Below are 13,260 nucleotides of genomic sequence, written 5' to 3' on the forward strand. Positions count from 1 at the left end.
GTCGTCATGTATCTGTGGATGAAGGCCCTGCACCTGGTGGCCATGGTGACCTGGTTCGCCGCCCTGTTCTACTTGCCACGCCTGTACGTCTACCACGCCATGGCCCGGGACAGGGGCGAGCAGCAGGCCATCGATCACTTCCTGGTGATGGAGCGCAAGCTCTACCGCGGGATCATGACCCCGTCGATGATCGCTGTGCTGCTGTTCGGGGGCGCCCTGCTGGTGCTCAATCCTGCCTGGCTCGCCCAGGGCTGGATCCATGCCAAGCTGCTGCTGGTGGCGTTGCTGGTGGGCTATCACCATGTCTGCCTGATCTACCTGAAGCAGTTCGCCGAAGCGCGCTGTCGACGCGGCCATGTGTTCTTTCGCTGGTTCAACGAGTTGCCGGTGATCGCCCTGCTGCTGATCATCTTCCTGGCCGTGCTGAAACCGTTCTGATGGCCGATTCTCCTGAACTCTCCCCTCACCTGCCGACGGTGCTGGTGCTGTCCGGTCATGACCCCACCGGAGGCGCCGGCCTGGTCGCCGATAGCGAGGCGGTGGCGGCCTGCGGCGGCTGGGCGTTGACCGTGCCCACGGCGCTGACGGTGCAGAACTGCCGGGACGTGACCGCGGTGAGGCCCGTGCCCGCCGATGACCTGTTCGCCATGTCGGCGGCCCTGGACGACTTCGAGATCGCCGCGATCAAGATCGGCCTGATCGCGGATGGCGCCGTGCTGGACGCCGTGGTGGATATCCTGCGACGTCGGCCAGGGGTACCGGTGGTGATGGATCCGGTCCTCAGGGCCGGCGGTGGCAGTGACTTGTCCACAGCCGAGCTTGTCGACGCCATGTGCCATCACCTGCTGCCGCATGTGGATATCCTGACGCCCAACCGCCAGGAGCTGGCCCGCCTGGCGGGTGCCGAATTCGTCGATGACACCGAGCGGGCGGTGAGGTTGATGTCCCTCGGCTGCCAGGCCCTGCTGGTCACCGGCACCGACCACCCCGCGGGACGGGTGCCGGCCGACCGGGTGGAACACACCCTGCATGCGCCGGAGACCAGCCGGCAGTGGACCTGGCCGCGACTCGCGGGGCGCTTCCACGGCTCCGGCTGTACCCTGGCCAGTGCCCTGGCGGCTCGCCTGGCGGCGGGCGAGTCGCTGGTCACGGCCTGCGAGCAGGCGCAGGCCTTCACCTGGCAGGCGCTGGCCAGCGGCTGGCAGCCGGGACATGACCAGCGGCTGCCGCGGCGGCTCTGGCAGTTGCCGGCGAGGCCCGCCTTTCTTGCCATCGACGCCGCGACGCCGCCGGGATGAGGGGGCGGACTGGCCATCGCCCCTCGGGGAGACGAGAATGGGGCCAACCCGGCAGAGGCATGGACGAGCGAGGTTTGACGATATTCACCGACGCTTCACCGCCTGCCACAAGGTTATCCAGAGAGCTATCCACAGCCCGTCAGATCGGGCACGCATCAACAGGGCAAGAGGTTGACATGACCACATCCGCACAGCTCTTCGAGCAGGCCTGCCGCCACATTCCCGGCGGGGTCAACTCGCCGGTTCGCGCCTTCAAGGGGATGGACCGTCCCCCGGTGTTCATGGAGCGTGCCCGGGGCGCCTACCTCTATGATGTGGAAGGCAAGCGCTATGTCGACTATGTCGGCTCCTGGGGGCCCATGATCACCGGCCACGCCGACCCCGAGGTGCTGGGGGCGGTGCGTGAGCGGCTCGACAGCGGCCTCTCCTTCGGCACCCCCACGGCCATCGAGACCACCATGGCCGACCTGATCTGCGAGATGATCCCCTCCATCGAGATGGTGCGCATGGTCAATTCCGGTACCGAGGCGACCATGTCGGCCATCCGCCTGGCGCGGGGCTATACCGGCCGCGACAAGATCGTCAAGTTCGAGGGCAACTACCACGGCCACTCCGACTCGCTGCTGGTCAAGGCCGGCTCGGGTGCCCTGACCCACGGTGAACCCAGCTCCCCCGGGGTACCGGCCTCCCTGGCCGAGCACACCGTGACCCTCTCCTACAACGATCCCGATGCCGTGGAGCAGTGCTTCGAGGAGATCGGCAGCGAGGTGGCCTGCATCATCGTCGAGCCGGTGGCCGGCAACATGAACTGTATCCCGCCGCAGCCAGGCTTTCTGGAGACCCTGCGCCGCGTCTGCGACCAGCACGGTAGCGTGCTGATCTTCGACGAGGTGATGACCGGTTTCCGCGTGGCAATGGGCGGGGCCCAGGCCCACTACGGCATCGAGCCGGACCTCACCTGCCTGGGCAAGATCGTCGGTGGCGGCATGCCGGTGGGTGCCTTCGGCGGTCGTCGCGAGATCATGGAGGTGATCTCCCCGCTCGGTCCCGTCTACCAGGCCGGCACCCTCTCCGGCAATCCGCTGGCCATGGCGGCGGGCATCACGCTGCTCGGCAAGCTGCGCCAGCCGGGCTTCCATGACGCCCTGGCGCAGCGGGTCGAGACCCTCTGCCATGGCCTCCAGGAGAGGGCCGATGCCGCGGGTATCAACATGATCACCCAGCGTGCCGGCGGCATGTTCGGGGTCTTCTTCACCGGCCAGAGCCGGGTCGACAACTTCGCCCAGGCCACCGCCTGCGATGCCGATGCCTTCCGTCGCTTCTTCTCCCTGATGCTCGACCAGGGAGTCTACCTGGCGCCGTCGGCCTTCGAGGCCGGCTTCATGTCCAGTGCCCATGCCCCCGAGGACATCCAGCTCACCCTGGACGGCGCCGAGAAGGCATTCGCGGCGATGCAGCCGGCCTGAGACCCTACCCTCCATAGCGGGAGACCCCAGATGCGCCAGACACAAGCCGAACATGCGGCCTCCTGCGAGGAGGCGCTGCAGCTGGAGGAGCTGGTCGACCGGCTGGTGGCCTTCCATCGCTGCTCGCCCGGAGCGACTGGCCCCGACGATGCGGGGCTGGTCGCCCTCCGGGAACGGCTCGACGGGGAGACCGCGGCCATCGAGCCGCTGCTGGCCGGGGAGGAGGATCGCCTGCGTCTGGCCCGCCTCCGGCAGTGGCTTGAGCAGGACCTCGCCCGCCTGGCGCCGGTCATCCTGGCGCGACGGGAGCGGCTGCTGGCAGCGAGCTGGGCCACCACGCAGCCCGACAGTCGGCTCTGCGACCAGGGCCGGGTGCTGCTGGCCAATGCCATCGGTCGGGACCTCCTGGGACCCGGGGGAGATAGCATCGTCGATCCGGGCAGCGACCTGGCGGCGCTGCTGGTGGGGCTGGAATCCCATGGCGAGACCGGCCTGGCTCGCCAGGCCCTCGATGGCTACCTGCGCCGGTCCGGTGACTACGAGCTGGCTCGCCTGCTCTCGGTCTTCCGTGTCGTCGAGGCCCTGTCCGGTGCGCGACGCGCCCTGCAGCGCCATCAGGCGGCCGGTGAGGATGGCGAACGCCCTGCCCTGCTGGCCGAGACGATGCGGGAGTGCCGGGGCTACCTGGAACTGGCAGAGGCCTATGCCGAGTTCCGTTTCCCGCCGCTGATCATCGGCATCGGCGTCTCGGGCAGCGGCAAGAGCCGTTTCACCCGGACCTTGGTCGGTCGCCTGGGGGCCGTTCGCCTCTGTTCGGATGTGGAGCGGCGACGGCTGCACGATATCGATCCACAGGCGGTCTCGTCACGACCACCTGTGGACATCTTTGCCCGGGAGGCCACCGAGCGCACCTACCGTCGACTGGCCGAATGCGCCGGCACCTTGCTGGAGGCGGGTTTCCCGACCTGCGTCGACGGCACCTTCCTCAAGCGGAAGCAGCGTGATCTCCTGCGCCAGCAGGCCGAGGCCAGGGGCCTGCCGGTGCTGCTGGTCAGCTTCGAGGCCGATGAGGCCACCCTGCGCCGGCGCATCGACAAGCGCGCCCGGCGCCACGGCGTGCCGGTCGAGGAGAGCCTGGCCATACTGGCGCGCCAGCAGGCAGACAGCGAGGCCTTCAGTGACGAGGAACGCCTGCACCTGCTGCACCTCGATACCACGGCGGACAATGCCGCCGAGACCCTGGCGGGCCTGATCCAGGATCACGTGCGCTTGACCTGAAGTGCGGTCAGTTGGGGTGAGGCGAGCCCTGGTGGGACGTGTCGCGCTGGCGGCGTCCCACCAGCGGTGGCGGGGCGCCGAGGTTCTGGCGGGCCCAGTTCACCGCCTGGAGGCGGTTGTGCACCTTGATCTTGCGGAAGATGTTGTAGAGGTGGGACTTGACGGTGTGTTCGCTGACGAACAGCTGGTCGGCGATCTCGATATTCGAGGCCCCCGTGCCCAGCATGGCGATGATCTCCAGCTCGCGGTGCGTAAGGCCACAGACCGGCCGGTAGGAGTTGAGCTGCTGGCGGCGAAAGAACTGGATCATGCGCGTCATTAACGAGCGCGACATCCACAGGTTGCCTTCCAGCAGAATCGAAAGCCCCTTGCAGATCATCTCCAGTGAATCGCTGCGATAGAAGACCCCCTGCAGGTTCATGGCCGAGAGGACCTCGACGGCATGTTCCTCGTCCCGCAGGTTGAAGGCGGCCAGCGACATGTCACCGGCCTCGGCCGCCTTGACATGCCACTGCTGCATGGTCGCCTCGTCGATATGATCCGCATCGAGCAGCACCACGGTCGGCGAGGCATCCTTGCCCTTCCACTCCGTCCCCGGCGCGACCACCGAGACCGGACAGTCGAGCTGGTCGTGGAGATAGTTGATGAAGAGTTGTGACTGAGGGTTGTTGGCGGTGACCAGCAACACCAGGCTCTTCCCCTGTTCCATGGTGCGACCCCTTCGCAAGATGCGGTTAACCTTCATGATGAGGCAATCAGCCATTTGTGGCACAAGCGCCACACTGGCTCTTAGTCTTGATCAGAATGTAATCTTTCGTTACTAACTTTTGGTTATAATAAAATTCCTTTATATTTTTTTGTGCCGCAAGATAAGCCGTTAACCAGCGTGGTCAAGGAGTTGGCGTCGGAAGGGGGCTTTCCTACTGCTTCGGTCGAGACCACCGGCCAACGAAATTCAGCCTCATGCGCCCGAGTTTGAGATTTCACATCTCACGATAATGTATGAGAAAACTCATCCTCATGAGTGACCTGCCCCTCATCTTCCCGGCCTGGCCGTTTCCCCATGGTGGTCTCGGCTCGTAGAATGGACCATCCCTGATCGTCTGGAGAATCGACCATGACCCCAGCCCTGCTGGTCCTGGCCAGTGGCAATACCGGCAAGCTGCGCGAGTTCCATCAGCTGCTCGCCCCGCTGGGCTTCGACGTGCGGCCCCAGGCCGACTTCGGCGTGGCCGATGTCGAGGAGACCGGCCTGACCTTCGTCGAGAACGCCCTGCTCAAGGCCCGGGAAGCCAGTCGTCTTAGCGGGCTGCCGGCCCTGGCCGACGATTCCGGCCTCGAGGTCGATGCCCTGAACGGGGCCCCCGGCATCTACTCCGCGCGCTATGCCGGCGAGCCGAAGAGCGATGCGCGCAACAACGCCCGGCTGCTGGCATCCCTGACCGACGTGCCTGAAGGGCATCGGCGAGCTCGCTACTGGTGCGTGCTGGTGCTGCTGCGCCATGCCGAGGACCCGGTGCCGCTTATCGTGCAGCGTAGCTGGGAAGGCGAGATCCTGCCGGCTCCCCGCGGCGAGGGGGGCTTCGGCTATGATCCGCTGTTCTGGCTCCCCGATCAGGGCGCGACTGCCGCCGAACTCACCGCCGAGCAGAAGAATCGGCTCAGCCACCGGGGGCGGGCCCTGCAGGCGCTGGTAGCGGCGATGGATGTCGGGCAAGGGCAATGATGAGCGCCTCTGCCCTGTCAGCACTCGATATGCCACCGCTGTCGCTCTATGTCCACGTCCCCTGGTGCGTGCGCAAGTGTCCCTACTGTGACTTCAATTCCCATGGAGTGGGGCAGCGCGCCGAGCTCCCCGAGGCCCGCTATCTCGAGGCGCTGATCGCGGATCTCGAGGCCGACCTGCCGCTCGTCGCGGGACGCGAACTGGTGAGCATCTTCATCGGAGGGGGGACCCCGAGCCTGATGTCGGGCGGCTTCTACGAACGGCTGCTGCAGGCCGTGGCAAGCCGGCTTCCGCTGGCCGCCGATATCGAGATCACCCTGGAAGCGAATCCCGGGACCCTGGAGCGAGGACGTTTCGCCCACTACCGGGCGGCGGGCATCAACCGCCTGTCGCTTGGCGTGCAGAGCTTCCAGGACGCACAGCTGGCGGCCCTGGGGCGTATCCATGGCGGTGACGATGCCGTGGCGGCCGTCGAGGAGGCGCGTCAGGCGGGCTTCGACAACCTCAACCTCGACCTGATGCACGGACTTCCGCAGCAGACGCCGGCCCTGGCGCTGGACGACCTCGACCGGGCGCTCTCCCTCTCCCCGGAGCATCTCTCCTGGTACCAGCTGACCCTGGAACCCAATACCGAATTCCATGCCTTCCCGCCTTCGCTCCCCGAGGAGGAGGTGCTGTGGGACATCCAGGACTTGGGACACGAGCGCCTGGAGGCCGCGGGCCTGGAGCGCTACGAGATTTCCGCCTATGCCCGTGTCGGACGCAGCTCGCGTCACAACCTCAACTATTGGCGCTTCGGCGACTATCTGGGGATCGGCGCCGGTGCTCATGGCAAGCTCAGCGTTCCGGACGACGCTGGCCTGCAGATCCAGCGCCGCTGGAAATCGCGCCTGCCCGACGCCTATCTGCGTCGCCTCGACGACCCGCGCGGCTTCGTGGCGGGTCGAACCGAGATCGAGGAGCGCGAGTTGCCGCTGGAGTTCGCCATGAATGCCCTGCGCCTGGTGGAGGGGGTGCCCCTGTCGACCTGGCAGGCCCATACGGGGCGTGGGCCGCGGGCGCTGCTTGACAGGCTGGTCTTGGCCCGTGAAAAAGGACTTCTTGTGGAAGATGCCGACTGGCTTAGGGCATCACCCCAGGGTCTACTATTCTTGAACGAGTTGCTGGCTCTGATCGATGATGATCGGGTCAGTGAAGGATGACACTCGTCAACCCAAGGAGAAGAGGACACCATGAGCAGATCCATCCGACTGATAGCACCTCTGGCCGCCGCCGCGCTGCTGGTAGGCTGTACCACCACCGACCCTTATACCGGGGAGACCCAGCGTAGCCAGACTGGGACGGGTGCGGCCATCGGCGCCGCCGTGGGTGCCGCTGCCGGTGCCCTCAGTGGTGACGGCAGCACCAGCCGTCGCGATCGCGCCCTGATCGGCGCTGCCGTGGGGGCCGCTGCCGGCGGTGGCATTGGCGCCTACATGGATCGTCAGGAGGAGCAGCTGCGTCAGAGCACGCAGGGCACCGGAATCGGTGTCGATCGTCGCGGTGACGATATCGTGCTCAACATGCCGAGCGAGGTGACCTTCGCCTTCGACTCCAGCGACCTGACCCCCAATGCGCGCAATGCCCTCAATGACGTGGCCGCGGTGCTGCAGCAGTACCCCGATACGCAGGTCAACATCGCGGGCCATACCGACAGCACCGGCGACGCCAGCTACAACCAGCGGCTCTCCGAACGTCGTGCCGATTCGGTGGGCACCTACCTCGCCCAGTCCGGCGTATCACGCAACCGCCTGGCCATGCGCGGCTATGGCGAGAACCAGCCGGTGGCCAGCAACGACACCGAGCAGGGCCGGGCCCAGAATCGTCGGGTGGAGATCACCCTCACACCTATCGAGTCCCGCTTCCAGCAGCAGTAACTCGGCTTCCTGAAGCCGTACCATCCGGGCCCGTCGCTGCCATGCAGTGGCGGGCCCTTTCGTCTTGCCGACTCACGGATCTCCTTCCATGCTTTCCTACCAGCATGCCTATCATGCGGGCAATTTCGCCGATGTTCACAAGCATCTGACGCTCTTCGCGGTGGTCGACCATTTATTACGTAAGAAATCACCCGTTACGTACTTGGATACCCATGCCGGTCGCGGTCTCTACCCGCTGGCGGCCGAGGAGACCGCGAGGCTGGGGGAGTACCGGGAGGGCATTGCCCGGCTATGGCAGGCGAGGGCGCGACTGGGTGATGACCCGCTGCTCGGCGACTGGCTCGCTGCTGTTGGCCGGGTCCAGGCGCGAGACGGCCGGCTCGACCACTATCCCGGCTCGCCCTGGTGGCTCTCGGATCGCTTGCGTGCCAGTGACCGGCTGATGCTCTTCGAACTGCACCCCGGCGAGCATGGCCACCTGGCTCGCCAGACACTGCCCGACAATGTGCAGCGCATCCATGGCGACGGCCTCGAGGGTCTGGTGAAGCGACTACCGGTGGCCACCCCGCGGCTTTGTGTGCTGGTCGACCCCAGCTACGAGCGCAAGGCGGAGTATGGCGAAGTGGCCGAGGTGCTGCTCGAGGCCATGCGCCTGGCGCGACATGCCGTCGTGCTGGTGTGGTACCCGCTGCTGCCGGTTGGCCGCCATCGGGAGCTGCTGGAGGGGCTGCGCGAGGGTGGCCTGCGCAAGATCTGGCGCAGCGAGCTGAGGCTGCGCGAGGCGAAGGAGGGCGAGCGCGGCATGGTCGGCAGCGGCATGCTGGTGATCAATCCCCCCTGGGGGCTGGATACGCGGTTGGAAGCTGCCATGCGCCAGGTCACGCCGCTGCTGGGGGCCACCAGCCGCCATACCGGCGACTGGTGGGTGGAGGAGTAGGTGAGTGGTCCCTGCAGTAATGGGCTAGTTGCCGATACAGGAACTGCCAAAGATCTCGCCCAGCAGGGGTGGTATCGACCGCGCTGGCAGCGCGGTCCTGCGGGAACGGCTACTTGCCGATACAGAAACTGCCGAAGATCTCACCCAGCGGGGGTGGTATCGACCGCGCTGACAGCGCGGTCCTGCGGGAGCGGCTACTTGCCGATACAGAAACTGCCGAAGATCTCACCCAGCAGGTCATCCGCGCTGAACTCCCCGGTGATCTCCCCCAGCGCCTGCTGGGCATCGCGCAGGTCCTCGGCAAGCAGTTCACCGGCCCCGTAGCCGGCGAGCTGCGCCTCGCCATTGGCGAGCGCCTGGCTGGCGCGGTCGAGAGCCTCCAGGTGGCGTCGCCGGGCCGAGAAACGCCCTTCGGTGGTGGCGGCATAGCCCATCACCGACTTGAGGTGCTCCCTGAGGCCATCCACCCCCGCGCCGCTCCGGGCCGACAGCCGGATCACCGGCGTGGTGGCGTCGTTATCGATGCCGGGGGCTTCGTGGCTGGCGTCGATCTTGTTGCGCACCAGCGTCAGCCGCGAGGGGTCCTGAAGGCGTGCGACGAATTCGGGCCAGATGGCCATGGGGTCGATGGCATCGGTGGTGGCCGCATCCACCAGCAGCAGCACCCGGTCGGCCTTCTCGATCTCCCCCCAGGCCCGGGCCACCCCGATCTTCTCCACCGCGTCCGGGGTATCGCGCAGTCCGGCCGTGTCGATGACGTGAAGGGGCATGCCATCCAGGTGGATATGCTCACGCAGCACGTCCCGGGTCGTGCCCTCGATGTCGGTGACGATGGCGGTATCCTGTTCGGTCAGCGCATTGAGCAGGCTCGACTTGCCGGCATTGGGACGCCCGGCGATCACCACGCTCATCCCTTCCCGCATCAGGGCCCCCTGACCGGCCGCGGCCCGCACCTCGGCCAGTTCCGTCTGGACCGCGGCCAGCCGGCTGGCGACATGCCCGTCGGCGAGGAAGTCGATCTCCTCCTCGGGGAAGTCGATGGCGGCCTCGACGTACATGCGCAACTCGATCAGCCGCTGGACCAGTGATGCCACGCGACGCGAGAACTCGCCCTGCAGGGAGCGCACGGCGTTCTCGGCCGCCCCCCGGGAACTGGCCTCGATCAGGTCGGCGATGGCCTCGGCCTGGGCCAGGTCCAGCTTGTCGTTGAGGAAGGCGCGCTCCGAGAACTCCCCGGGGCGGGCAAGCCGTGCCCCCAGCTGCACGCAGCGCTCGAGCAGAAGGTCCATGATCACCGGACCGCCATGCCCCTGGAGTTCCAGGACATCCTCGCCGGTGAAGGAGTGGGGTCCCGGGAAGAACAGCGCGATGCCCTCGTCGATCACCGCGGATTCGCCGCGGAAGGGGCCGTAGTGGGCGTATCGTGGGGTCGGGCAGTGGCCCACCATGGCCTCGGCGATCGTCCTGCAGACGGGGCCGGAGAGGCGGATGATGCCCACGCCGCCGCGGCCTGGTGGCGTGGCCAGGGCGGTGATGGTGTCCTGATCGTGGAGACTGGCGGTCATCGGCGGCTCCTCTGCTGGAAGGGATATTCTCCGGGTCGGGCCCCGCAAACGCCAGACCCCCGCCGGAGCGGGGGTCTGGGTGTCGGGAGAAGCACCGGGCTACTTGGTCTTCATGCCCTTGCCGATACTCGGGTCGGCCTCGATCTTGCGGGTGATTGCATACTGCTGAACGATGGAGATGCAGTTGTTGACCACCCAGTAGATGACCAGGCCCGCCGGGAACCACAGGAAGAAGAAGGTGAAGACGATCGGCAGCATCTTCATGATCTTCGCCTGCATCGGGTCCGGAGGTGTCGGGTTGAGCATCTGCTGGACGAACATCGAGGCGCCCATCAGGATCGGCAGGATGAAGTAGGGATCCTTCACCGAGAGGTCCTGGATCCAGAACATGAAGGGGGCGTGACGCAGTTCCACGGATTCCAGCAGCATCCAGTAGAGGGCGATGAACACCGGCATCTGCACCAGGATCGGCAGGCAGCCGCCCAGGGGATTGATCTTCTCCTTCTGGTAGAACTTCATCATCTCCTGGGACATCTTCTGGCGATCGTCGCCGAACTGCTCCTTGAGGCGCTGCATCTCAGGGCCCAGCTTGCGCATGCGGGCCATGGACTTGTAGGCCTTGGCGGAGAGCGGCCAGAGGGCCAGCTTCACCAGCAGGGTGAGCAGGACGATGGACCAGCCCCAGTTGCCGATCAGGTCATGGATCTGGTCCAGCAGCCAGAACAGCGGGTTGGCGATGAACCACAGCCAGCCAAAGTCCACCGTCAGTTCCAGGTGGGGGGCCACGGCCTCCAGTCGCTCCTGCACCTTGGGGCCCATGTAGAGGGTCGCCCCCAGCGTCGCCTCGCCGCTGGCGGCCACGCTGCTGGTGGGGCCGGCGAAGGCCGCCACGTTGCGGCCGCGGGAGTCGGTGGTGGCGTAGTAGAGGTTCTGCTGGTTCTGGGCGGGTGCCCAGGCCGAGGTGAAGTAGTGCTGGATGATAGCGACCCAGCCCCCCTCGACATCGCGGTTGTTGAAGGCGCCTTCCTGGATCTCCTCGAAGTCGACCTTGAGGTAGCGATCCTCCGGGGTGGAGTAGGCTGCGCCCAGGAAGGATTGCATGCCCAGGGCCGGTCCGCTGGAGGGGTCGCTGCTGTTGTCGCGGGCCAGCTGGCCGATGAAACGGGCCGTGACGGGCTGCTCGGTGTTGTTGGCCAGGTAGTAGTTCACGTCCACCGCGTAGCTGTCACGCTCGAAGGTGAAGCGCTTGATCACCTCCACGCCATTCACTTCGGCGGCAAGGTCAACCTCGAGTCGCTCGTCGTTCTCGCCCAGCCGGTATTCGGTCGCCTCGGGGGTGAAGGTGATGCGGCCCTCGTGGCCCTCGAGCTGAAGGCCGGAGCGTGCCACATAGCTGCGACCCTCGCTGTCGGAGAGCAGCACATAGGGGCGCTCGGAGTCGAGGCTGAAGCGGTGCTGGGGCAGCGCCGCGTAGACGATGTCTCCCCCCTGGGGGTCGATGCGGACATCGAGCACGTCGGTGACGACGGCCACCAGGTCACGGCTGCCCGACGCAGAGGCGGGCTCGCCGGGAATCTCGCCGGTCATGTCGTCCGCCGGGCCGGCAGTCGCCGGGACCGAGAGGTCGTCGCTGCCCGTGGATGCGGGGTCCTGGCGGGACCCTTCCGGAGCGCTGCTGGTGATGGCGGGAGCTTGCGGCTCAGGGGTCACCTGTCCGTAGTCCTGATTCCACTGCACGATCAGCAGGTACGCGAGTACCGCCAGGGGAATCACGAGGAGAAGTCGTTTTACGTCCATGAGGGGTCTGCCCGATGGGTAGTGAACATTCCGATGGCGCAACGCAGGTCGCCCACCCGAGATACACGAAAGCCTGCCGAAGGCAGGCTGGACAACGCGTGCAGGCTGGCTGCATCCGAGGCGTCAGCGTGGAGGGGCGCAACGAGGCAGGCAGTGGTCATGTCCATGCCGGCTCCGGGGTGCACCGGCACGCTAGGGTGCCGGTCACCGTGCGCGGCCCGCGTTACCGCTCTCCGGGCTGGGCGAGTCCATCCCGGGGGACGACTTGCGCGCCTCTCGCTCCAGGCGACGCCACATCCCGTGGAGCTGGCGATGCACGGTGGCATTGTCCAGTTCATGGACTCCTCGTCTTGCCAGCACCACGATATCCACCGAGGGCAAGCGGTGCTGCTGAAGCCGGATGGATTCACGCACGATGCGCTTGAGGCGGTTTCGGTCGACGGCTCTGCGGACGTTCTTCTTGCTGAAGATCAGGCCGAGTCGCGGATGACCTCGCTCGTTGGGAGAGGCGAGGGCCATCAGCCCCTTGCCGTGGACCTTGAATGCAGCCGTTTCGAAGACACGTCGATAATCCCCGGCGGTCAGCAGTCGCAGCTGCCGGGGATAGCCCTGACTGGACACGCGAGGGCCGCAGTCAGGCGCTCAGGCGCTTACGGCCCTTGGCACGGCGACGGGCCAGTACGGCACGACCATTCTTGGTGGCCATGCGTGCACGGAAGCCATGCACGCGCTTGCGCTTGAGGACGCTGGGTTGAAAAGTACGTTTCATAACTCGTTATTCCCACGTGGTTTTCGGAACGAATCGATCATTCGGAGACATCCGGATGCCGCTGGCGGACCCGGGGGTATTCGGTTCAAGACCGGAAATTGTAGTGATTTCAGGCCCGCGGTGCAATTCTTCCGTGCGTCCCGATGCTGCCGGCCGGGCATGGCGCCCCGCTGTCCTCTCGTCGCGCCCTCCGGCAATCACCGGCAGGGGACGCGCCCTGTTATCACTATTGGGGATATGTATTGTGATCAAGCCAGTATAACCATTTTTAATCAATATGTTAGAGATAAAGAGTTGCTGTGGACAAGGTGGGGATGCGGCGGGGATTGCCTGCCCTGACGCCCGGCAGGTAGAGGCGACCTGCGCGGGTCGTGCATCATGCCGAAAAGGGTTTCGTTGCGGGTCGCGCAGGGGTTTTCCACAGACCGTATCGCGGCATGGGGCATGTGGATAACCCGTCGCCTGAACGATACAATAGGCGGTCGTTTTCAATGCAATGGTGAGGTCG

Annotated in this window: 13 protein-coding genes; 8 read left to right on the forward strand and 5 right to left on the reverse strand. The window is 66.1% G+C overall.

Features of this window, described 5'->3' with window-relative positions; genetic code table 11:
• Positions 1–6: 6 nt before the first annotated feature.
• The 4 genes from hemJ (at position 7) to P8934_RS18735 (ending at position 4,042) form a co-directional block, all read left to right on the forward strand.
• Positions 7–438, forward strand: coding sequence for a protoporphyrinogen oxidase HemJ (hemJ, locus tag P8934_RS18720; RefSeq protein WP_278032346.1), 432 nt, complete (start codon positions 7–9; stop codon positions 436–438).
• A complete protein-coding gene (locus P8934_RS18725) occupies positions 438–1,298 on the forward strand; it encodes a hydroxymethylpyrimidine/phosphomethylpyrimidine kinase (RefSeq protein ID WP_278032347.1) in 861 nt (286 codons plus the stop codon). The genes hemJ and P8934_RS18725 overlap by 1 nt, the downstream gene beginning before the upstream one ends.
• Before the next feature lie 176 nt (positions 1,299–1,474).
• Positions 1,475–2,764: a glutamate-1-semialdehyde 2,1-aminomutase gene (gene hemL, locus P8934_RS18730; protein ID WP_133637141.1), complete on the forward strand. Its 1,290-nt coding sequence runs from the start codon at positions 1,475–1,477 to the stop codon at positions 2,762–2,764.
• Positions 2,765–2,794: 30 nt separating this feature from the next.
• Positions 2,795–4,042 (forward strand): bifunctional aminoglycoside phosphotransferase/ATP-binding protein, encoded by a 1,248-nt coding sequence (locus P8934_RS18735; protein ID WP_278032348.1) that lies wholly within the window; start codon positions 2,795–2,797, stop codon positions 4,040–4,042.
• Positions 4,043–4,049: 7 nt separating this feature from the next.
• On the opposite strand, the gene P8934_RS18740 is transcribed toward P8934_RS18735, so the two are convergent.
• The gene (locus P8934_RS18740) at positions 4,050–4,751 is read right to left on the reverse strand and encodes a LuxR C-terminal-related transcriptional regulator (RefSeq protein ID WP_278032349.1); all 702 of its coding nucleotides are present in this window, start codon (positions 4,749–4,751) and stop codon (positions 4,050–4,052) included.
• Positions 4,752–5,159: 408 nt separating this feature from the next.
• On the opposite strand from P8934_RS18740, the gene rdgB reads away from it, so the two are divergent.
• From rdgB to rlmJ, 4 genes are all read left to right on the forward strand, one after another.
• Positions 5,160–5,768, forward strand: coding sequence for an RdgB/HAM1 family non-canonical purine NTP pyrophosphatase (gene rdgB, locus P8934_RS18745; protein WP_278032350.1), 609 nt, complete (start codon positions 5,160–5,162; stop codon positions 5,766–5,768).
• Positions 5,768–6,970, forward strand: a complete 1,203-nt coding sequence (hemW, locus tag P8934_RS18750) for a radical SAM family heme chaperone HemW (RefSeq protein ID WP_278032351.1) — start codon at positions 5,768–5,770, stop codon at positions 6,968–6,970. The genes rdgB and hemW overlap by 1 nt, the downstream gene beginning before the upstream one ends.
• Before the next feature lie 30 nt (positions 6,971–7,000).
• Positions 7,001–7,684, forward strand: coding sequence for an OmpA family protein (locus tag P8934_RS18755; RefSeq protein WP_133637136.1), 684 nt, complete (start codon positions 7,001–7,003; stop codon positions 7,682–7,684).
• Between the two features lie 88 nt (positions 7,685–7,772).
• On the forward strand, positions 7,773–8,621 hold the full coding sequence (gene rlmJ, locus P8934_RS18760; protein ID WP_278032352.1) for a 23S rRNA (adenine(2030)-N(6))-methyltransferase RlmJ: 849 nt from the start codon (positions 7,773–7,775) through the stop codon (positions 8,619–8,621).
• Positions 8,622–8,815: 194 nt separating this feature from the next.
• Here rlmJ and mnmE read toward each other — a convergent pair whose 3' ends face one another.
• The 4 genes from mnmE to rpmH all read right to left on the reverse strand — a co-directional run bounded on the left by mnmE (position 8,816) and on the right by rpmH (position 12,752).
• The gene (gene mnmE / locus P8934_RS18765; RefSeq protein ID WP_278032353.1) at positions 8,816–10,186 is read right to left on the reverse strand and encodes a tRNA uridine-5-carboxymethylaminomethyl(34) synthesis GTPase MnmE; all 1,371 of its coding nucleotides are present in this window, start codon (positions 10,184–10,186) and stop codon (positions 8,816–8,818) included.
• A 99-nt stretch (positions 10,187–10,285) separates the two neighbouring features.
• Positions 10,286–11,983 carry a membrane protein insertase YidC gene (yidC, locus tag P8934_RS18770; RefSeq protein WP_278032354.1) on the reverse strand — a complete coding sequence of 566 codons (1,698 nt, stop codon included), beginning with the start codon at positions 11,981–11,983 and terminating at the stop codon, positions 10,286–10,288.
• A 204-nt stretch (positions 11,984–12,187) separates the two neighbouring features.
• Positions 12,188–12,604: a ribonuclease P protein component gene (gene rnpA, locus P8934_RS18775; RefSeq protein WP_278032355.1), complete on the reverse strand. Its 417-nt coding sequence runs from the start codon at positions 12,602–12,604 to the stop codon at positions 12,188–12,190.
• Between the two features lie 13 nt (positions 12,605–12,617).
• Entirely contained in the window at positions 12,618–12,752 is a 135-nt protein-coding gene (gene rpmH / locus P8934_RS18780; RefSeq protein WP_010626003.1) for a 50S ribosomal protein L34, read from the reverse strand.
• Positions 12,753–13,260: the final 508 nt, after the last annotated feature.

It is taken from the genome of Halomonas sp. CKK8 (genome assembly GCF_029625235.1).
Taxonomy (GTDB): domain Bacteria; phylum Pseudomonadota; class Gammaproteobacteria; order Pseudomonadales; family Halomonadaceae; genus Halomonas; species Halomonas ventosae.